This is a genomic window from Pseudomonas sp. GW822-FHT02G04, from assembly GCF_058802085.1.
This window is the reverse complement of the sequence record NZ_JBXANU010000018.1, coordinates 37,895-58,493: the sequence shown is the minus strand read 5'-3', so window position 1 is coordinate 58,493 and position 20,599 is coordinate 37,895. Positions and strand designations below refer to the sequence as shown.

At 62.5% G+C, this 20,599-nt stretch carries 13 protein-coding genes; 2 read left to right on the top strand and 11 right to left on the bottom strand.

The window, feature by feature from the left end:
* Positions 1–94 precede the first annotated feature (94 nt).
* The 7 genes from AC1RO5_RS20910 to AC1RO5_RS20880 form a co-directional block, all read right to left on the bottom strand.
* Complete coding sequence (locus tag AC1RO5_RS20910) at positions 95–1,039, bottom strand: sulfotransferase family protein (protein WP_493177366.1); 945 nt, start codon at positions 1,037–1,039, stop codon at positions 95–97.
* The gene (locus AC1RO5_RS20905; protein WP_493177456.1) at positions 1,027–1,812 is read right to left on the bottom strand and encodes an aspartyl/asparaginyl beta-hydroxylase domain-containing protein; all 786 of its coding nucleotides are present in this window, start codon (positions 1,810–1,812) and stop codon (positions 1,027–1,029) included. Before AC1RO5_RS20905 ends, AC1RO5_RS20910 begins: the two co-directional genes overlap by 13 nt.
* Positions 1,809–2,414: an adenylyl-sulfate kinase gene (gene cysC / locus AC1RO5_RS20900; RefSeq protein ID WP_493177365.1), complete on the bottom strand. Its 606-nt coding sequence runs from the start codon at positions 2,412–2,414 to the stop codon at positions 1,809–1,811. Before cysC ends, AC1RO5_RS20905 begins: the two co-directional genes overlap by 4 nt.
* The gene (locus tag AC1RO5_RS20895) at positions 2,398–3,915 is read right to left on the bottom strand and encodes a TolC family protein (RefSeq protein ID WP_493177364.1); all 1,518 of its coding nucleotides are present in this window, start codon (positions 3,913–3,915) and stop codon (positions 2,398–2,400) included. Before AC1RO5_RS20895 ends, cysC begins: the two co-directional genes overlap by 17 nt.
* 41 nt (positions 3,916–3,956) lie before the next feature.
* The gene (locus AC1RO5_RS20890; protein WP_493177362.1) at positions 3,957–11,822 is read right to left on the bottom strand and encodes an Ig-like domain-containing protein; all 7,866 of its coding nucleotides are present in this window, start codon (positions 11,820–11,822) and stop codon (positions 3,957–3,959) included.
* Between the two features lie 50 nt (positions 11,823–11,872).
* Positions 11,873–12,718, bottom strand: coding sequence for a sulfotransferase family protein (locus tag AC1RO5_RS20885; RefSeq protein ID WP_018929397.1), 846 nt, complete (start codon positions 12,716–12,718; stop codon positions 11,873–11,875).
* Between the two features lie 147 nt (positions 12,719–12,865).
* Entirely contained in the window at positions 12,866–14,437 is a 1,572-nt protein-coding gene (locus AC1RO5_RS20880) for a glycosyltransferase family 39 protein (RefSeq protein WP_493177360.1), read from the bottom strand.
* A 291-nt stretch (positions 14,438–14,728) separates the two neighbouring features.
* Between AC1RO5_RS20880 and AC1RO5_RS20875 the strand changes: the two genes are divergently transcribed.
* Together AC1RO5_RS20875 and AC1RO5_RS20870 are read left to right on the top strand one after the other, a co-directional pair.
* The gene (locus AC1RO5_RS20875) at positions 14,729–15,316 is read left to right on the top strand and encodes a phage tail protein (RefSeq protein WP_493177358.1); all 588 of its coding nucleotides are present in this window, start codon (positions 14,729–14,731) and stop codon (positions 15,314–15,316) included.
* 56 nt (positions 15,317–15,372) lie between these two features.
* The gene (locus tag AC1RO5_RS20870) at positions 15,373–15,684 is read left to right on the top strand and encodes a DUF6916 family protein (RefSeq protein ID WP_493177356.1); all 312 of its coding nucleotides are present in this window, start codon (positions 15,373–15,375) and stop codon (positions 15,682–15,684) included.
* A gap of 123 nt (positions 15,685–15,807) precedes the next feature.
* Here the strand turns inward: AC1RO5_RS20870 and AC1RO5_RS20865 are convergent, their stop codons facing one another.
* Genes AC1RO5_RS20865 through AC1RO5_RS20850 form a run of 4 tightly spaced genes read right to left on the bottom strand, consistent with a single transcriptional unit; the run spans position 15,808 to position 20,513 of the window.
* Complete coding sequence (locus AC1RO5_RS20865; RefSeq protein ID WP_493177355.1) at positions 15,808–16,305, bottom strand: GNAT family N-acetyltransferase; 498 nt, start codon at positions 16,303–16,305, stop codon at positions 15,808–15,810.
* 12 nt (positions 16,306–16,317) lie between these two features.
* Positions 16,318–18,414 (bottom strand): site-2 protease family protein, encoded by a 2,097-nt coding sequence (locus tag AC1RO5_RS20860; RefSeq protein WP_493177353.1) that lies wholly within the window; start codon positions 18,412–18,414, stop codon positions 16,318–16,320.
* A complete protein-coding gene (locus AC1RO5_RS20855; protein WP_493177352.1) occupies positions 18,415–19,734 on the bottom strand; it encodes an efflux RND transporter periplasmic adaptor subunit in 1,320 nt (439 codons plus the stop codon).
* Positions 19,731–20,513 (bottom strand): efflux RND transporter periplasmic adaptor subunit, encoded by a 783-nt coding sequence (locus AC1RO5_RS20850; protein WP_493177350.1) that lies wholly within the window; start codon positions 20,511–20,513, stop codon positions 19,731–19,733. The genes AC1RO5_RS20855 and AC1RO5_RS20850 overlap by 4 nt, the downstream gene beginning before the upstream one ends.
* Positions 20,514–20,599 lie beyond the last annotated feature (86 nt).

Below are 20,599 nucleotides of genomic sequence, written 5' to 3'. Positions count from 1 at the left end.
CGAGGGAGCTTGCTCCCGCTGGGTCGCGAAACGGCCCCAACATCTGCGACTGCTACGCAGCCGAGCGGGAGCAAGCTCCCTCGCCACAAAAAGATTATATTTCGCGCAATTGTTCCAGCGCCTCATACGGTTCCCGTGCCCAGTGTTCCACCCGCTCACGAAGCAACGCCGAGGCTTCGCGATGCTTGTCATCACTGTCGCCGACAAACACCTGCGACGGCTGCTTGGCATGTTGCCCCACTGCTGCAAACACCTGCCGGCGCTGCTCGATGTCCAACGCAAAGAACGCCGCCAACCGCCCCGCCATCGCCTGCGGCAGTTCGCTGTAATTCACCGCCCAGCCGCCAAATACCTGGCATTGCGCCAACCCCGACGCCAGCAACCGCCCCAACCGCCGAGCGATGTAATCCTCACGGCCGCTGAACGGGAATTCGTCATCCAGCACACTGGCGCCAATCATCCCCGGCACCATGTGCACGCCCGGGCGACGCAGATGCGAGACAGCAATCTCCAGCGGATCGCGATAAAGAAACAGCCAGGGTGTTTCAGGGAAGCACTCGCGCAGTAACGACAGTTCACCGATGTTCCAGGCGTCGAGTTTGATCACCAACCGTTGCTCCACGCCACGTCGACATTGCCCGTAGGCCGACAGTAACCCTTTGATCGCCGCACGTCGCTCGACGGCAGGCAAATCGCTGCGTAGCAACGCGTCCAGTGGCGGGGGTTCGCTGATGACAATGTGGTTGTCGAGTTGCGCCAGCATCTGACTAACCAGGGTCGAGCCACAGCGGGAGGCGTGAAAAATAAAGGCGCTCGGCGTCAGGCCGGGACTGCAAGCCCGCCAGTCCGCGAGGATCGACAATGCCGTTTTTCGGCGAAATGCCTGATTGAACGGCAGTCGCAGCGCATCCTCCACGGCGTCACGAAAAAACGGTTGATGCAGCCGCGTCTCCCCGAACCAGCACCAGTCGACTTGCCATTGCCCGGCCTCTTGCCACACGCGAATCGGCAACCAGCCTTCGAGGTTCAGGCGCTCCATTGTTCAGTCCACTGGCGGCGACCATCGCGCATCGCCGTGCGCAATTCTTCGCGGGTGAACACAAGGCCACGCTCGGCGGCCAGCTCCAGAGTGCGGGCGATAAAGGCCTCGTTGTCCCGCAATCCCTGCAAGGTCTTGCACAGCTGCGGATCGCCGGCCAGCAGTGCCTTGAATTGCTCTAAAGCTTGATGACCGATTTGCGACGACGGCGTGGTTGCCACCCCATCGATAATCGCCTGCTCCAGCCAGGCACCGGGCCGACAATCGAGCACCAGATGAATCCGTGCCTGGGTATCGCGATTGTCCACGCGATGAGGTCTCGCCAGATCGAGATACCAGCATTCGCCAGCAGCCATCGGCATGCGCTGGCCGTCCAGCATGAAGTCCACTTGAGGTGGGCTGAGCAGCGGAATGTGCAGACGCAAGTCCGCATCCGGTTCGCCCAGGTCATAGTCGCGATGCTCGTGGATACGCCCGCCCGGACCGAGTCGCAACAGGCGCGCGCAGACGATCTGCAGCGGCAGATCCCGCAACCCTTGCTGCCATCGGGCATCCCGTCGCCAGGATTCGCGCAATCGAGGTTCACCGCGACCGGGTGCCAGCTCGGTCAAGGCATCGGCCGCGGATATCAGCGCCACCCCGCTCCAGTCGCCAGTGTAATAAGCGCTGTTGAAATGACCGTGCCAGTCGTCCTCACCAATCGCCGCCAGCGCCTGCAACAGCAACGGCAAATCCACCGTCACCGGCAATCGGGAGAATGCCGGCCGGCTCATCGTTTCGGCAGCACCGCGCATTCGCCGAGCCAGGTCAGCAAACGGTCAAGACAGGCCTCGACCGATTGCGCGCCTGTGTCGAGCACCAGCGACGCACACGGCGGTGGTTCGTAAGGCGCGGAGACACCGGTAAACCCCGCCAACTCACCCCGTCGAGCCCGGGCGTAGTGACCTTTGGGATCACGCTGTTCACACACCGCCAAAGAGGCGCTACACCAGACTTCGCGGTAATCCTCACCCAGCCGGCGGGCGAACAGTTCGCGCAACTCCACCAAGGGCGCGATCATCGCGAGGATGACAATTTGCCCGTTCTCGACCAACAGCGCCGCCAGTTCGCTGGCGCGGCGGATGTTTTCCAGGCGATCGCTGTCGGTGAACCCCAGATCGCGATTGAGCCCGACCCGCAGTCCATCGCCATCGAGCACCACACTCTGCACGCCATGTTCGAACAGCTCGGCGTGCAGTGCCTGGGCCAATGTCGACTTGCCCGCCGCCGGTAAGCCGGTCAGCAGGATTGCCGTGCCGCGATGACCGTTGCGGGCCTCCCGTTGGGCGCGGCTGATGCTCGCCGTCGGCGCCAGCAGGTTAGCGGACCGGGGCATGGGCCACCGGCGGTACTGAGATGTTGCCCGCCGCCCACGCCTCTTCGCGATTGGCCAGTGCCGTGGCGATGGACTGGACTTCGGTTGATTGCACTTCGTCCGGCAGCGGATCGAGACCGGCGCTGGCGAAGATTTGCCCGTAAGCGTTGCGCAGGTCAGCGTAGGACAGGTCGCGACGCAGATCGGCCTGCAACGTGTTCAGCTCGCCCTGGATCAAATCCAGCTCACCCAGCCCGGCCGCCTGATAGCGGTTGCGCAACTGGCCGACGATTTGCCCATCGATGTTCGACAGTTGCTGATTGGTCTGGAACTGCCGCAATGCTTCGCGATAGTTGGCGTTGGCCACGTAGAGCTGGGCCAGCACTGCGATGGACATCGCCTGGCGACGTGCTGCGGCGACTTCTTCGCCGGCCTTGGCGACGTCGATCGCGGCGGGCGCGGAGATCACGTTGAACAGGTTCCAGGTGACTTTCACCCCGTAATCCGCCCAGCCCTGCTCCACCAAAAACGAGTTGCTGTCGTAATGCCCGCCGGCGGAAAACTCCAGCCCCGGCAGCAGGCGCAGCATGGCTTTGCGGGTTTCGGCGGCGCTGATGCGGGTCTGGTAATCCTGCTCGCGCAACTCCGGCCGACTGGTCAAGGCTTCCTGTTCCAGGCTGGCGAGGTCGACCTTGAGTTCCGGAATGACGTAGTCGTCCTGGGTCGCCAGCGTCAGCTCGGTGCTCGGAGGCAGGTTGATCAGGGTCGCCAACTCGGTTTTTGCCAGCGACAGCGCGCGGCGTTGCTCTTCCAGTTGCCGGGTGGCTTCAATCAGCGAGCGCTGATAACCCAATGCCTGAATCGGATCGCCGATACGCTGCTGGCTCATGCTCTGGCTATTTTCACGGGCGGTGTCGACACGGGCCATCAGGCTGTCGATTTGTTTGAGCAAACGCTCGGCGGCCACGGCTCGCCAATAGGCCGAGCGCACGTCCTGGACGATGGTGTTGATCACCTTGCGCCGACGCTCCTGCACGATCAGGCGCTGATCGCCCTGCTGCTTGGCGCTGATGTAGCTGACACCGAAGTCGAGCACGTTCCAGACCATGGTCAGGTCCGCCACGTCACGGTCGCGGTCCTGGGAGGTCGACGGTTCCAAAGACTGAGTGCCGGTGCGCACGCTCTGGCTACTAGAGGCGTTGACGTTGTTGCGCCCCACGTAACCGGCATCCAGCGCCATGCGCGGCAGCATGTCGAAACTGGCGAGGTCGAGTTGGCGCTTGGCCAGGGCCTCTTCCATGATCTTGAGCCGGCCTTCGAGGTTGTATTTCACCGCGCGGGCCATGGCCTGGTGCAGGGTCAGCGGGCCGCTGAGGGGCTCCTGACCCTTGTACATGTTTTGCAGATCGCTTTTGGCGCGCTGTTGGCTGACGCTGCGTTCGATCGGTTGACTGGTGACTGCACATCCGCTGATCGCCAGCGCCAGCAGGCTGGCGCCGAACAACTTCTGACTTCTTTTCATCCTTGTATTGCCCCCAGTGCCGTACTGCTTTAATGGTTTTTTCAGGCCTGCATTTCACTGATACCGACCTGTTGCAAAGCCGCGGCCAGGCTGTCGACCTGCCGTTGCTCGGTGTCTTTGAGTTGTTGTAATTGCTGGCCAAGACTCGGTGCGCCAAACACGCCGCGCAGCCCTTGGGAAGCATCCCCCGCCCTGATTGACTGATTACCAAAGGTGTTCAGCGAATCCCCCTCGCTACTGGTGTTCTGATTGAACAGGCTCGACAGCGTGCTGCTACCGAAGACCCCGCCGTCGCCCCCGCCAAAGCCAAGGAAGCCGTGGCCTGAGCCATCGCCACCGTTGTCGCTGCTGGTGAATACCTGGGCGATAAAACTCGGCGTCAGCGCCCCGTGGTTTATGAAAATGTCGCCCAGAGGCCGAATGCCATTGCCGATCACTCGTTGTTCAAACAGCGGGGCAAAGGTCAGTGGCGAGCCGAGATCGCCAGTGGGTGGGGTGAAGATGATCGGTTGCAATGGCACGTTCGGTGGATCGGCCACGACCACCGGTGTCAAGACCAAGGGCGGGGGCGTCGGTACGGTGTTGATCGTGTAGTTATTGGATACCGCGACGCTGGCGCCCAGGTTGCCTGCCAGGTCCGTCACATTGCTGGTGTCCAACGCAATGAAGTTACTCGGGTCGGTAATGTTCGCGGCGGGCGTGAAGGTGCCGGTCCAGGTCTTGCCGCCGTCGCTGCTGGCCAGATTGGTCAGTTCACCGTTGGTCACGCTCAAGTCCGACAAGTCGAAATTGCTGACCGCCTCGCTGAACGTGAAGGTCACCAGCGTCGTCTGACCAATTCCCAGCACCGGGTTGGCAACCACGATGCTGACGGTCGGGCGAGTCGCATCCAGCGCGTAGTTGTTGGAGATGGCGATGCTGGCGCCGGCATTGCCCGCGGCGTCGAGCACATTGCCGGTGTCGAGCAGGATCAGGTTGGTCGCATCGTTGAGGCTCGCGGTCGGCGTGAACGTCGCGGTCCAGGTCACACCGCCGTTGTTGCTGACCAGATTGGATAGCACACCATTGGCCACGCTGAGGTCCGACAGGTCGAAACCGGACACCGCTTCGCTGAAGGTAAAGGTCACCGTGGTGGTCTCGCCGATCCCCAGTTTATTGTCCGCGACCACAATGGTCGCGGTCGGGCGAGCGGTGTCGATCGCGTAGTTGTTGGAATCGGTCACGCCGACGCCGCTGTTGCCCGACCCGTTGGTCAGTCCACTGTTGTCCAGACTGATCAGGTTAGTGGTGTCCGTGACGCTGGCAGTAGGCGTGAATGTCGCGGTCCAAGTCACGCCACCATCGCTGGACGAAACGTTGCTGAGGGTGCCGTTGGCAACGGTCAGGTCAGCGTTGGTGAAACCGCTCACCGCTTCGCTGAAGGTAATAGTCACCAGCGATGTTTCACCCACCTTGAGGGCATTGTCGGCGACTACGATAGTGGCGGTCGGTATCTGGGTTTCCACCACATAGTTGGCCGAGTTGGTGGTGCCCGCCCCGGTGTTGCCAGCCAGGTCCGAGACGCCGCTGTTGCTCAGGGTAATGAGGTTGCTGGCATCGGTAACCCCGGCAGTCGGGGTGAAGGTTGCGGTCCAGGTGATGCCGCCGTCGCTGCTGCTCACCGCGCTCAAGGTACCGTTGGCGACGCTCAAGTCACTGTTGTCGAACCCCGTCACCGCTTCGCTGAAGGTGATGGTCACCACGGCGGTTTCCCCCGGTTTCAGGGTCGAATCGCTCAATACGATGGTGGCCGTCGGGCGTTGGCTGTCGACGGCGTAGTTGTTGGAGTCGGTGGTGCCGCTGCCGGTATTGCCAGCCACATCGGCTACCCCGGTGTTGTCCAGGGTGATTACGTTGGTCGTATCGGTGATGCTCGCCGCCGGCGTCAGGGTGGCGGTCCAGGTGATGTTATCGCTGGTGCTCAGACTGCTCAGGGTACCGTTGCTCACCGTCAGGTCGGCGATGCTGAAGCCGGTCACCGCCTCGGAGAAGGTGATCGTCACCACTGATGTCTGACCCACCGCCAGCGCCGAGTCCGCGACTACGATGGTGGCCGTCGGGCGCACGGTATCAATGGCGTAGTTGTTGGAGTCGGTGGTGACGCTGCCGGCGTTGCCCGAGGCGTTTTGCACACCGCTGTTATCCAGGGTGATGACGTTGCTGGTGTCGGTGATGGCGCTGGTCGGGGTGAAGGTCGCGATCCAGGTGATACCGCCGTCGCTGCTGCTCACCGCAGTGAGCGTACCGTTGGCAATCGTCAGGTCGGCGTTGGTAAAACCGCTCACCGCTTCGCTGAAGGTGATCGTCACCAGCGACGTTTCACCGATTTTCAACGCATTGTCGGCGACCACGATGGTGGCCGTCGGCAGCACCGTATCGATGGTGTAGTTGCCGGAGTTGGTGGTGCCGCTGCCGGAGTTGCCCGCCAGGTCGCTGACCCCGGTATTGTTCAGGGTGATGACGTTGCTCGAGTCATTCACGCCGACGGTCGGGGTGAAGGTCGCGGTCCAGGTGATGCCGCCGTCGCTGCTGCTCACTGCCGTGAGTGTACCGTTGGCGATGCTCAGGTCCGCGTTGGTGAAGCCGCTGACCGCTTCGCTGAAGGTAATGGTCACCAGCGAGGTTTCGCCGGCAGTCAGCGTCGTATCGGCCAGCACAATCGTGGCGGTCGGACGAACAGTGTCGATGGCGTAGTTGTTGGAGTCGGTGGTGCCGCTGCCAGCGTTACCCGCCAGATCGTTGATCCCGGTGTTGTCCAGGGTGATCAGGTTGGTGGTGTCGTTGATACTGGCGCTCGGGGTGAAGGTCGCCGTCCATGTGATGCCACCGTCGCTGCTGCTCACTGCAGTGAGCGTACCGTTGGCGATGGTCAGGTCGGCGTTGGTGAAACCGCTCACCGCCTCGCTGAAGGTGATGGTCACCAGCGAGGTTTCGCCGATTCTCAGCGCCGAGTCCGCGACCACGATGGTGGCCGTCGGGCGTACGGTGTCGATGGCATAGTTATTGGAATCGGTGGTGCCAGTGCCCACGTTACCGCTGGCGACAGCCTGCACACCGGTGTTGTCCAGGGTGATCAGGTTGGTCGCGTCGGTGATGCTGGCGGTCGGGGTGAACGTCGCCGTCCAGGTGATGCCCCCGTCGCTGCTGCTGACGGAGGTCAAGGTGCCGTTGGCGATGGTCAGGTCGGCATTGCTGAAACCACTCACCGCTTCACTGAAGGTAATGGTCACCAGCGACGTTTCACCAATTTTCAGCGCATTGTCGGCCACCACGATGGTCGCCGTCGGAAACACCGTATCGATGGTGTAGTTGCCGGAGTTGGTGGTGCCACTGCCGCTGTTGCCCGCCAGATCGCTGACCCCGGTGTTGTTCAGAGTGATGACGTTGCTCGAATCATTCACGCCGACGGTCGGGGTGAAGGTCGCGGTCCAGGTGATGCCGCCGTCGCTGCTGCTCACCGCCGTGAGTGTACCGTTGGCGATGCTCAGGTCCGCGTTGGTGAAGCCGCTGACCGCTTCGCTGAAGGTTATGGTCACCAGCGAGGTTTCGCCGGCAGTCAGCGTCGTATCGGCCAGCACAATCGTGGCGGTCGGGCGTACGGTGTCGATGGCGTAGTTGTTGGAATCGGTGGTGCCGCTGCCGGCGTTACCCGCCAGATCGGCGATCCCGGTGTTATCCAGGGTGATCAGGTTGGTCGTGTCGTTGATGCTCGCCGAAGGCGTGAAGGTTGCCGTCCAGGTGATGCCGCCGTCACTGCTGCTCACCGCCGTGAGCGTACCGTTGGCGATGGTCAGGTCAGCGTTGGTGAAACCGCTCACCGCTTCGCTGAACGTAATGGTCACCAGCGAGGTTTCGCCGATTTTCAGCGCCGTGTCCGCGACCACGATGGTCGCCGTCGGGCGCACGGTGTCGATGGCGTAGTTGTTGGAATCGGTCGTGCCAGTGCCCACGTTACCGCTGGCGGCCGCCTGCACGCCGGTGTTGTCCAGGGTGATCAGGTTGGTCGCGTCGGTGATGCTGGCAGTCGGGGTGAACGTCGCCGTCCAGGTGATGCCGCCGTCGCTGCTGCTCACCGCCGTGAGCGTACCGTTGGCGATCGTCAGGTCGGCGTTGGTGAAACCGGTTACGGCCTGATCGAAGGTGATGGTCACCAGTGACGTTTCGCCGATTTTCAGTGCGTTGTCAGCTATCACGATGGTCGCGGTCGGCGGGGCGGTGTCGATCACATAGTTGTTCGAGTTGGTGGTGCCGCTCCCAGAGTTGCCCGCCAGATCGCTGACCCCGGTGTTGTTCAAGGTGATCAGGTTGGTCGGGTCATTGATGCTGGCCGTCGGGGTGAATGTTGCGGTCCAGGTGATGCCGCCGTCGCTGCTGCTCACCGCCGTGAGTGTACCGTTGGCGATGCTCAGGTCCGCGTTGGTGAAGCCGCTGACCGCTTCGCTGAAGGTAATGGTCACCAGCGAGGTTTCGCCCGCGGTCAGCGTCGTATCCGCGACCACGATGGTGGCCGTCGGGCGTACGGTGTCGATGGCGTAGTTGTTGGAGTCGGTGGTGCCGCTACCGGCGTTACCCGATAGATCGCTGACCCCGGTGTTGTTCAGGGTGATCAGGTTGGTCGTATCGTTGATGCTGGCGCTCGGGGTGAAGGTTGCGGTCCAGGTGATGCCGCCGTCACTGCTGCTCACCGCCGTGAGCGTACCGTTGGCGATGGTCAGGTCAGCGTTGGTGAAACCGCTCACCGCTTCGCTGAACGTAATGGTCACCAGCGAGGTTTCGCCGATTCTCAGCGCCGTGTCCGTGACCACGATGGTGGCTGTCGGGCGCACGGTGTCGATCGCATAGTTGCTGGAATCGGTGGTGCCACTACCGGCATTGCCCGCCAGGTCGCTGACCCCGGTGTTGTCCAGGGTGATCAGGTTGGTCGTGTCGCTGATGCTGGCGGTCGGGGTGAAGGTCGCCGTCCAGGTGATGCCGCCGTCACTGCTGCTCACCGCCGTGAGTGTACCGTTGGCGATGGTCAGGTCCGCATTGGTGAACCCGGTCACCGCCTCGCTGAAGGTGATCGTCACCAGCGAGGTTTCGCCGATTTTCAGCGCCGTGTCCGCGACCACGATGGTCGCGGTTGGACGGAGCGTATCAATTGCATAGTTGTTCGAATCGGTGGTGCCGCTACCGGCGTTGCCCGACAGGTCGCTGACCCCGGTGTTATTCAGGGTGATCAGGTTGGTCGTGTCGTTGATGCTGGCCGTCGGGGTAAAGGTCGCCGTCCAGGTGATGCCGCCATCGCTGCTGCTCACCGCCGTGAGCGTACCGTTGGCAATCGTCAGGTCGGCATTGGTGAACCCGCTCACCGCTTCGCTGAAGGTAATGGTCACCAGCGAGGTTTCACCGATGCTCAGGCTGGTATCGGCCACCACAAGGGTCGCGGTCGGGCGCACGGTATCGATGGCGTAGTTGTTCGAATCGGTGGTACCGCTCCCGGCGTTGCCCGCCAGGTCGCTGACCCCGGTGTTGTCCAGAGTGATCAGGTTGGTCGTATCGGTGATGCTGGCGGTTGGGGTGAAGGTCCCCGTCCAGGTGATGCCGCCATCGCTGCTGCTCACCGCCGTGAGCGTGCCGTTGGCAATCGTCAGGTCCGCATTGGTGAGACCGGTGACCGCTTCGTTGAAGGTGATGGTCACCAGCGAAGTTTCGCCGACTCTCAGCGCATTGTCTGCCACTACGATGGTCGCGGTCGGGCGTACGGTGTCGACCGTGTAGTTATTGGAGTTGGTGGTGCCGACGCCGGCGGTGCCCAGACCGTTTATTACTCCGGTGTTGTCCAGGGTGATGACGTTGGTCGTATCGGAAATACTGGCGGACGGGGTGAAGGTTGCCGTCCAGGTGATGCCGCCATCGCTGCTGCTTACCGCCGTTAACGTACCGTTGGCGATGGTCAGGTCGGCGTTGGTGAAACCGGTCACGGCCTCGGAAAAGGTGATCGTCACCAGGGACGTTTCGCCGATGCTCAGTGTGGTGTCGGCGACCACAATGGTCGCGGTCGGCGGTGGCGAATACGCGGTGTTGAGTACGCCACCGTCGTTGTAGATAGTCGCGAAGGAGGTCGGCGAGGTGCCGGTTGAACCTCCGCCCTGCGCGGTACCGCCTGCGCCACTGGCCGCGGCATTACCGGCCAGGGCGGCGAAGTTGGCGGCCGTCATCAGCAGCGTGCCTTTGTTCCAGATCGCACCGACGCCCCGGCCGCCAATGCCGCCATTACTGGCATTGCTGCCTTGGCCACCGCCACCGCCACCGCCGCCACCGGCGCCGATGTTGTTGCTGATGGTCGACGTGCCGATGACGGTGATGGTGCCGCTGCTGGCGTTGTAGATCCCGCCCACCGCGTTGCCGCCGGCGCCACCCACCTTGTCCCAACCGGCCCCGCCGCCGCCACCGCCAATGGAAATCGTGCCATTGGTGGCCGTCGAACCGTTACCGCCGTTGCTGTAATAGGAAACGCCCACCCCGCCAGCACCGCCAGTAGTGGTACCGCCGCGACCGCCCATGTGGGTGGCGTCATAACCGCCGCCATAACCACCGACACCGCCGCTGCCCGCCTGGCCGCCCAATGTGCCGGTGCCCGGCCCTGCCGAACCGCCATGCCCGCCGCCCTGGCCACCCAAGCCGCCGCCACCACCACCGCCACCGCCGTAAAAAGCGCCGGTGACACCGCCACCGCCACCGCCACCGGAAGCGGCGTTGGAGGTCACGGTAACGTTTTTCAGGGTCAGAATCCCTGCGTTGAAAATCCCCCCGGCCATCGCGCCGGTGGCGCCGTAGCCACCGTTGCCACCGTTGCCCGACACCAGGCCACGGGTGATCACCAGGCCATCGAGTGTCACGATGCTGCCAGACGCCACTTCAACCACTCGGGTCTTGTACTGACCATCGAGAGTCACATCTGCCACACCGTCGTTGTTCAAGTCGCCATCAACGTAGACGTTCTTGTTGATCAGCAATTCGGAGGTCAACTGCACCGTCATACCGCTGCTGAAAGTGACGATATCGCCGGCCTGCGCCGAAGCGAGGGCGGCACGCAGCGAGCCGACGCCCGTGTTGGCGTTATTGGTGGCGGTCCAGGTGGCCAAGCCCCAGTGATAGTCGCTCATGGCCGTGGTCGAGAGCACGTTGGCGCTTTCGATGTTGCCGGTGGCAATTTCCAGATTCCAGTCGCCACCGACCCCGGTGCGGTTGCTGGAAGCGGCGATATCACGGCCGGTCAGTTGCGCCAGCGAGTCGACGAAACTCAAGCCGCGCTCGCCTTCGGCGGTGTAGCAGCCGTAGATCAAAATATCGCCGCCGACGTTCATGTCCTTGCCGATTTCCGCCAGCACGGCGCTGCGGGCCGCGACGTTATCGGCCGACAGATAACTATTACCCAGCCACAGATCACCTGCGTTGCCGTGGGCGATGATCTGCACCGAACTGATGCCCTGATGGGTATCGAGGTAGTCGGCAATCTGCTGCAAGCCGTCCTTGCTCGCCTCCAGCTGGACCACCTGGGTGCCGGGCGCGACGCCTTTAAGCAGGCTGTTGGTGTCCTTGACCCGCGAATCGACGAATACCACGCTTTGCCCCGGCACCGCGACAGCCGTCGGGGTTGGCGTGGCATCGGCCTGGCCGTGGGTATCCTTGCTGGCGACCGACTGGTCGGCAGTCGGTGCCTTGACCGCGTCAGCCGTGGTATGGCTGTCAGCCTGGGCGGTATCGGCAACCGTGGCGGCCACCGCACCGTCGAACAGCATGCGCGGCTCCAGGGACATAATCATTGGCGAGGCCAGCGCTCGTGCGCCTTGAGTAACCCGCGACTTGCCTTTGCTCCACCACATGCTGCTCACCCGGACTCGAACTTTTTGACAGACCAATGAAAACGCCGCGATCAACTGATCGCGGCGTCGGCTTTCATACGAATGACATTGGCGGCGCTGGCTGAGCCATCGAGCCAAAAGGACAACTCGGCGTACTGCTTGAACAAGTCCGGCGGCAGGATCGTGCGCCTGGACTGCAATTGGACCTTGGCCTTCACCTTGTGCAGCCCTGAGAGGCCAAGGGCCTGGTCGAATTCCGGCGCGTCGTAGGCCAAATGATCGAAATCATGTTCGAACCAGGGCTCACCGATGAAGTCGTAGACCAGCCGCATCACCCGCTCCGGCGCCTGGCTCAGCAGGTCGTAGTCGATGATCAGCAACGAGTCGGCGTGTTCGCCGTAATAGGCTTCCTTGAGCGCGGCCCAGGAAAATCCCACCAGCCGATTGCGCTGGGCCAGGGTTTCGCAGCGGCTGTAGACCGTGTTGCGCTCGACCGCATCGCCGAACAGCTTGGTGTTTTCGAAGGGATTGGCGCGGTACAGGCGCTCGATGCTGTCCATGACCCAGGCGACATTACGCACACAGGCAATGATCTTGGCTTGAGGGAACAGATCGCTGATCGCCGGCAGGCGCGAACTCCACAAGCGGTTGGTGTCGAACACCACCGGTTTGTCGGCCTTGTCGGCGTAGTAAGAATCGAACAGGCCGCGCAACAGGCGGCGACGCAGGTCGGTGTCGATCACCGCACCGAATTCGCTGCCGGCGCTGCATTGTTCCAGAACACCGGAAAAAAGTGCGCCCACTGGGCTGGTCATGCCGGCATGAAAACGCGGGTTCTGCAAAAGAATGGCAGAAAGCAGGGTCGAGCCCGAGCGCGGCAAGCCGGAGATAAAGTGGAATTGTTGCAATCCATTCACCCGTCATTCAGTCCTTTGTACGACGGAGCGTAGACCATGAATGGCCTTACATCTAGTGGTGTTTTGATATCAAATCGGAGCTAAATCGACTGGAAAACGCGATTTATATAACGGACTGAAAGATGAATCGTTTAAGCCCTCACCGGATTACTTCAGCACATACAAGCGTGCCTCGGCGCCGCCCGCCCGGGCATCGCTGACACGTTGCCAGCCTGCGGGTAACGGCGCGAACTCGTCCGGCCCCTCGATGCTACCGACCAGCCATATTCGACCAGTGCCTTTGGGCAAGGCGCCAAGGCTATCCAGGTAGATGTCATTGGTCACCAGCGTGCCGAAGCCGTAGGCATTCGGCCGGCTCGATCGGCCATCGGCCATCGGCGGTGTGTACAGCATCGGTTTGGCGGCGGTCTGGTTGTAATAGACGTAACTCAGGTACCAGAGCATGTCGCTGGTGACGATTCGGTCGCCTGGCATGAAGTGCTGGTTCACATAGTTGACCATGACGCTGATCTGATCGCCGGTATCCACCGTGGCATTGTTCTTCAGCCCCACCAGCTCGACGCCGGCAAACAGCAGCAACACGGCCAGCGCCAATACCTTGAAGTCTGCGTACAGCCGATCGACGGCTAGCGCGACAACCATCGGCAAGCCCAAGGCATAAGCGGTCAGGTAACGCTCGATGAACACCGGCGAGATGAACGACACCGCAAACACCAGCAATAACGGGATCACGGTGTAGATCACCGCCAGCGCACTGCCACGGAACACACTGCGGTCGCGGGCCAGCGCCACACCCGCCACGGCCACCAGCGCCAGTGGCAGCGCGATAAAAATCAGCGTGGGCAGGTTCTCGCCATCGTCCTGGATCAGGAGCGACCAGATCATCGACGGCAATGAGTCGAGCGTGACGGGGGGCTCCCACCCCACATCGCCATTGGCCTTGAGCAGATCCATGTGCTGGATCAGATCGATCAGGCTGGGCACCCACGGCAGGTACAACAGCACAATGGCCACATTGGCCAACCACCAGCCCGAGCGCTGAATGTGCCGCAGTCGATACCCTGGCTGCACACGGATCACACCCAGATACAACCAGTGACACAGCACGCACAGCGCGGTGAAGTAATGGGTGTAGAACGCCGCAGTCATCAGCAGGGTGTAAATCACCAGATAGCGCGTACGTTGCGGCTGTTTTATCCAACACATCAAGGCGATCGTGGCAGCGATCAGCCACAACCCCAGCAGCGAATACATCCGCACTTCCTGGCTGTAACGCACCGCCGTGGGCAACAGCGCCAGCAGAACCCCGGCCAGCAACGCGGCGCGGCGGGTCGCGAGCAGGTCCACCAGCCAGACGCCGAGCCCGACCGTGACAATCCCTGGCAGCGCGCTGAGGATGCGAATCGAAAAAATGCCGTCGCCGAACAATTCGATCCAGCCGTGCAGCAGCATGAAATACAGCGGCGGATGCACATCATGGGCCGCATGTTCCCAGATCCCGACCAGGGAATACTGGCTCAGTAACAGGCTGGAGCCTTCGTCGCCCCAGATCGCCGCCGCCGTCAGGTCGTAAAACCGCACCAGCGCGGCCAATGCCAGGATCGGCAGCAGCCAGTGCTCCCGCGCCCATCGCAGCAAGCGCCGGGCAGCCGCCCACGAGCCCGGCATCGCGTGCGGATCCTGGGTATCGCCCAGCGGTGTTTCTCTACGCGCCTCCATTGCCTCCCCTTGTTTTGACTTGGTGAGCCACGACCCAGTGGGCTACTACCCAGTGAGCTACTACCCAGTGAATCAGGAAATTTCCCGAGCACTGTAGGACAGCCGCAGGCCCGTCGTCGATGCCGACTTTGCGACGGACGACGTCCGGCAATCATTGCGATCAGCGTCTACGCTTTGGCGTGGCGTGACCCAGCCACGGAGATGAATGGAGTCGGCTGATCACTGCGAACTACCCGGATAACCGGGCCTGCAACGTGACGCATCAGACACTAACCTGAGGGATGAGGAACTATGGAAGCATTCATGGGCACTATCCAACCTTTCGCCTTTAACTTCGCCCCCAACGGCTGGGCCCTGTGCTATGGCCAGACGCTGGGGATCTCCCAATACCAAGCGCTTTTCTCACTGCTGGGAACCTACTATGGAGGCAATGGCACCACCAATTTCGTGCTGCCCAACCTGCAAGGCCGCATGCCGGTTTGCATGGGCAACGGCCTGGGCCTGACCCCGCGCGTCATCGGCGAAGTCTCCGGGACCGAGAACGTCACCGCGACCATCAATAACCTGCCCAACCACACCCACGCCTTGTCCGGGCTCACGGCCACCACCACCCTGCAACTGGCCAGCCCGGCGAGCAGCCCGGTCAGCAACCCGACCGCGACCAACTCGTACATCGGTGCCTCGAGCGGCGGGCCCGGCTCGGCGAACATCTACTCCGATCAGCAAGGTGCCGCGGCCGTGCCGCTCAAGGGTATAACCAGCACAGTGACGGGGGAAATCTCGTCCGCCGGCAACGGTTTGCCCATGACGGTGATGAACCCGTTCCTGGTGCTCAACTTCAGCATCGCCCTGAACGGGCTGTTCCCTTCGCGTAACTGAGGGTCTGGCCGGGGGACGCACATCCCCCGGCCACTTTTGCTTGATGGAGGGATGCCATGCTGCAACAGGTTCAAAGCCAACACTTTCAGGCACTGCTGGGCAAGACCGGGACGCTGCGGCTGCCCGATGGCAGTGAATTGCCGGTCCATATCGACACCCTGAAAGAAACGCCTCATTCACAGATGCCCAAAAGCGAGCGCATGCCATTCAGCGTCGAGCTCAACAGCCTGCAACCCACTGACTTTGTCGATGGCTTGTGTGCGCTGGAGTTACCGGAATTGGGCGAGGTGGAAAATATTTTTGTCTCGCGAGTGCCGACGATGGGGCGGGATCCCGACGTGGGTTATTTCTACATCGCGTTCAATTGAACAGCGACGCTGATCGCTTTATGTAGGAGTTGCCGCAGGCAGCGATCTTTTGATTTTGATTTTTTTAAGATCAAAAGATCGCAGCCTCGTTTCACTCGGCAGCTCCTACAATCGGTTATGGGTTCAGCCTTGCGGATACCACACCAGCCGCTCCGCCGCGGGGTTGCGCTCTTCAACCTGAAACCCCAGCGCCAGGTAATGCTGGCGCGCATGGGGATTGTTGGCCCAGACCACCGTCGCCACCGGGCAGCGGATTTGTTGCGCGGCTTTTTGCACGCCTTGCAGCACCGTCCGCCCGTAACCCCGGCCTCGGGCCTGGGGGATGAACGCCAGGTACAGCACGCGAATTTCATTGGAGCCAAAATCCGTGGTCAGTGCGCCGATGGCCGTGTCGAGTTTCTCGATCACGTAATGCATGGCGTTGGGAAAGTTCTCCTCCAGCCCTTGTTCCTGCACGTTGAATTGCTGGGCAACCACCTGTTGGACCACTTCCTGCTCGCCGTCGATCCATTGCAGATCCGGCCGCGCCGCCTGGTAAAGGCTGTGCAGAAAAGGTCCATCGCTGGCCCGCGAAGGCCTGACCACCAAGCCGTCCGCTGCCACTGAATCGCTGCTCGCCATCGCTGTTCTCCCTTAGAAACCGCTTTCCCTGACCCCCAGGGCCGCCATGCGCCGCCAGGCAACGCCCAGCAACGATTCGCCGCTGCCCTGCAACACCACAATGCCGCGTAAAGGTTGCACCGGCGTCGGCGTATTTTCGAGGATGCTCAACCGCGCGCCATACTGCGCCTGCACCGGCTCGGCGCGCTGATGCTGATCCCGGCGCACGGCAATCGGCCCGTGGTGATCGGAGGTCAGTGCTTCCTGATCGACATAGGCCACGCCGTTGGTATCGATTTCGCTCAATTGCACGGCGATCGCCGGGTGCATCGGGTCATCGGCGATGAACCGCCCGCTGGCACCCGGGGCGACACGCCAGAGCTCGGCTTCGGCCAGATAACCGCGCAACCGTGCGCCGTCTTCGACCACCCGAGCCAAAGGATCCTTGGTCGAAAGCCAGCGACCGACCGTTAGCTGCGGCAACAGATCGCGCACCTTGCCGGCGTGGGGCGCACGCAACAGCAGACGCTCACGCCGGGCGACCAGGCCTCGGTATTCGGCCACCGCTTCCGCCAAGCGCTGTTCGACGATTCCGGCGTCGGCCGCGGTTTCGCTACGGCTGGCCTGACGACGCATCTGCGACTGCTGAATCTGGATCTCGCGACGGACGATGGCCTGGCGTGAGTCCAGATCCGGTGATTCCAGCTCGATCAGCACCTCGCCTTGGGCGACGATCTGGCCGTCGTGCACATTCACCGTTTTGACTCGCGCCGCCACCGGCGCGTACAGGGCACTGGCGCGGCCAGCTTCCAGCATCGTCGGCAACTCCACCGCGCTGCGCCACGGCAGCGCCAGCAGCAACAACAGCCCGAACAACGTCAGGCCGCTGAGCAGTACCCGAGGCGTATGCGCCTGCTCGCGACGACTCCACCATTGCCGCCACTCGCTCAGGATCGGCAGGAAGATGAACCACACCAGTTCCACCAGCATCAGGAAGATCCCCAATACCTTGAAGAACAGGTGATAAACCGCCAGCGCAATCCCGAAAAACAACGCCGCGCGCCACAGCCACGAGCCGTATCCCCAGATCAACAAACGCCGCTGCATCTTCGGCGACCACGGCTCCGGTGCCGGGGCAGCGTAGCCGAACAGAAACTCGCGCAATCGCCAGCGACACAAGGCAAAGGCGCGCCCCTGAAGGTTGTCCACTTCCCAGAAGTCGCTGAGCAAGAAGTAGCCGTCGAAACGCATGAACGGGTTGAGGTTGATCACCAGCGTGGTGATCCAGGTCGCACTGGCGAGCATGAACGCCGCCGTGCGCCCGGGGCCATCGGGCAGCAGTGACCAGGCGAGCAGCGCGATACACGCCAACACCAGTTCCGCCAGCACCCCGCCGGCGCCGATCAGCAACCGCGCACGTCTGTCGTTGACCCGCCAGGCGTCGCTGACGTCCGTGTAAAACATCGGCAGCAGCACCATGAACGCCACGCCCATGCTCTGCACCCGACAACCGGCGCGCTTGGCCATGAAGGCGTGGCCGAACTCGTGGCACAGCTTGGCGAAAAACAGCGCCACCGCGAACGCCAGCGCGCCGCCGAGGCTGAACAAGTGCGGAAAGGTGGCAATGAATCGCTGCCAGTCCCGCGACACCAGAAACACCCCGAGCCCCAGCGTCGCGGGCAATCCGTAGCGCAATGCGTGTGGGCCGAAACGCTCCAGCCACGGCCAGACACGATTGAGAAAAGCGTCCGGGCGCCACAGCGGAATCCGGAAAAACAGGTATTGATGCAGCAGGATTTTCCACAGGCTCTGGCGCTGAGCCGCGGCCTTCAGGCTGTAACTGGCGCGCTGCGATGGGTCGAGGGCGCTGATCAGGTCGTGGCCGCGCAAAAATTCCAGCAATTGCTCAAGCGCCGCGCCGTCCAGCGGCAGCCCTGGCTCGCGGTTGGCGGCACGCAGCACCTGCTCGGGATCACCGAGGGACCAATGACGCAGCAAGCGCATCGCCGCCGCGCCGAGTTTGAAATAACGCCCACGCACCGGGTCGGCCAGGGTCCAGCAAGGGGACCCGTCGAGGGCCGGGGCCGCCGTCGACAATTGCAGGTCTGCCCGCAGGCTCGGCAGGCTCATCTAAAGGCCCACGCTCTGACGCAACCCAGCCAGCGGTCGACGCAATAGGTACAGCGCCAGCGGCGCACGGTCGCCGAAGACTTTCGCGGTGCCACGCAGGCCAATGCGCGGCGGTGCAGCGTCGAACGTCGCATCCAGTCGATAAGCCAATTGCCCGCCAGCTGTTGGCTGCGCTTCATAGGCCGAACGTTCGAGTCTGGCCTGGTGCCGCTGTAACGGATCGCTGTCGAGAAACAGTGCGACCTGCGCCCCCGGTTCCAGGGAAATCGCATCGCCCACGGCCAATTCGATGCGCAACTCGGCCTGGTTCGGGTCGGCAAGTTCCATCAAGCGCTCGCCGGTCTGCACCGGTTTGCCGGTCCAGCGTTCGGCATCGGCGAACACCGCGATGCCGTCCCGTTCGGCGCGTACTTCGCTGCGCTTGAGCAGTTCACGGGCGTAATCCCGTTCGGCGCGCTTCTGCTCGACGCGGGCCGCCAGCAGATCGATTTTCGAGCTGGATTCGGCATCAGCGAAAGAGCGTTGGGAATTGGCCTTGAGTTCCGCTTCGGCAACGCCCAGAGCGCGCTCGGCCACATCAGCCTGAGCCTTGAGCGTGGTGCTTTCGAAGCGCAGCAACAGGTCGCCGGTTTTCACCGTCTGGTTGGGTTTGACCAGGAATTCGGCGATCACCCCGTCCAGCGGCGCCGCGACCACCCGGCCGCCCAACGGGACGACCTCGGCCGGCGCCAACACCGATTGGCGCACCGGAATCAGCAACCCGAGCAACAACACGGCGACCAGTGCCACCTGACGCTTACGCGTCCAGCGCAGTCGCCAGGGTTTGCGCGGTTGCAGTGCCAGCCAGGCATGGCTGTAAGTGCCGCCCAGTTGCGACAGCAGCACTTGCTCGGAAGGGTTCCACGGCATATCCCGCGCCAGCCACAGCCCGCCGAACACCTCGCCCTGATGATCGATCAGCGGCAACCAGAACACCTGAGCGGCCGACAGACTTTGCCAGTCGGCCTGAATCGATTCGTTGAGCAGATCGGGCGCGATCACCCGTGCCTGTCTCAGCACCTCGAGCTTGAACAGCTGCGCGACCGCTTGCTCGACAAACGCCACGAACGGCGCATTCGGCTCCACCGCACTGACACCGGTCACCGCCTGCACCTTGCCGGCGATCAACAATGCGGCATGACGAAAACCGAACAGCACCTGGCCGTCATTGACCAGGCTGTAAGCCAGTTGCGAAGGATTGCGAGCGGCGCGGGTCTGGCGTTCGAGATCAAGAAACCTGGCGAACACCTGCTCCGCGCCGCCCGTTACCGGGGCGTTCACTTGAGCTCCGCGAAACGTGCCGTTCCGCTCATGCCGGCCAACAGACCGCTAGCGTTGGGCAGCGTCGCCACCAGCAGCAAAGTCTGGCTGCCTTCGTCGATCCGCGCGCCGAGACGCTTGACCGTGGCATCCAGCGGCTGACCGGTTTCATCGGGGACAAAACTGAACGTCTGGCCGGGCTTGAGTTTGCCCATCCAGCGTGACGGCACCAACAGGTGAATTTCCAGGGTGCGGTTATCGACCACATCCAGCAACGGCGCGCCGGCGGCAACGCTTTCGTAGCGTTTGACCTTGCGCTCGACGACCTGGCCATCGAACGGCGCGACCACGCTGCAGCGTTTGACCTGAACCTGATAAACCTGAGATTGCGCCTGGGTTTCGCTGACCTTGGCCTCGGCCCGCGCCACTTCAAAGCGCCCCACCGAATTCAACGCCGCCAGTTGCCGATTATGAGTCAGCTCCTCACCGGCGCCACGGTTGGCGGCCTGAGCCGCGTTGAGCTGAGCCTGATAAGCCGAACAGTCAAACCGCGCCAGGGTGTCGCCCTTTTTGAACGACTCGCCCTCACTGAACGGCAACTCGACAATCCGCCCGGACAACTCACTGGCGAGCACCGCCTGATCCCGGGCTCGCAGCACGCCACGGGCCTCGCTGCTGGCTGACGCGTTACCGCCGACCGCGTTGCTTTCCGGCAACGGATCGTCTGGCGCAGGCGTTTGCGCCTGTACTACGCACGTTACAAAGGTTAATCCCGCAACCCAAATACGAAAACGCCGCATAACCGTAACTCCCTGACGGATGAACGGAGTCTAAGACAGCGGGGAGGCTCGTCAAGCGGATGGCCATCATTGGTTGGAAAGCGCGT

Bases quoted from the DNA above. Each gene is read 5' to 3' on its own strand.
- AC1RO5_RS20910 (WP_493177366.1), bottom strand. From the start codon at position 1,039: ATGGAGCGCCTGAACCTCGAAGGCTGGTTGCCGATTCGCGTGTGGCAA.
- AC1RO5_RS20905 (WP_493177456.1), bottom strand. From the start codon at position 1,812: ATGAGCCGGCCGGCATTCTCCCGATTGCCGGTGACGGTGGATTTGCCG.
- cysC (WP_493177365.1), bottom strand. From the start codon at position 2,414: ATGCCCCGGTCCGCTAACCTGCTGGCGCCGACGGCGAGCATCAGCCGC.
- AC1RO5_RS20895 (WP_493177364.1), bottom strand. From the start codon at position 3,915: ATGAAAAGAAGTCAGAAGTTGTTCGGCGCCAGCCTGCTGGCGCTGGCG.
- AC1RO5_RS20890 (WP_493177362.1), bottom strand. From the start codon at position 11,822: ATGTGGTGGAGCAAAGGCAAGTCGCGGGTTACTCAAGGCGCACGAGCG.
- AC1RO5_RS20880 (WP_493177360.1), bottom strand. From the start codon at position 14,437: ATGGAGGCGCGTAGAGAAACACCGCTGGGCGATACCCAGGATCCGCAC.
- AC1RO5_RS20875 (WP_493177358.1), top strand. From the start codon at position 14,729: ATGGAAGCATTCATGGGCACTATCCAACCTTTCGCCTTTAACTTCGCC.
- AC1RO5_RS20870 (WP_493177356.1), top strand. From the start codon at position 15,373: ATGCTGCAACAGGTTCAAAGCCAACACTTTCAGGCACTGCTGGGCAAG.
- AC1RO5_RS20865 (WP_493177355.1), bottom strand. From the start codon at position 16,305: ATGGCGAGCAGCGATTCAGTGGCAGCGGACGGCTTGGTGGTCAGGCCT.
- AC1RO5_RS20860 (WP_493177353.1), bottom strand. From the start codon at position 18,414: ATGAGCCTGCCGAGCCTGCGGGCAGACCTGCAATTGTCGACGGCGGCC.
- AC1RO5_RS20850 (WP_493177350.1), bottom strand. From the start codon at position 20,513: ATGCGGCGTTTTCGTATTTGGGTTGCGGGATTAACCTTTGTAACGTGC.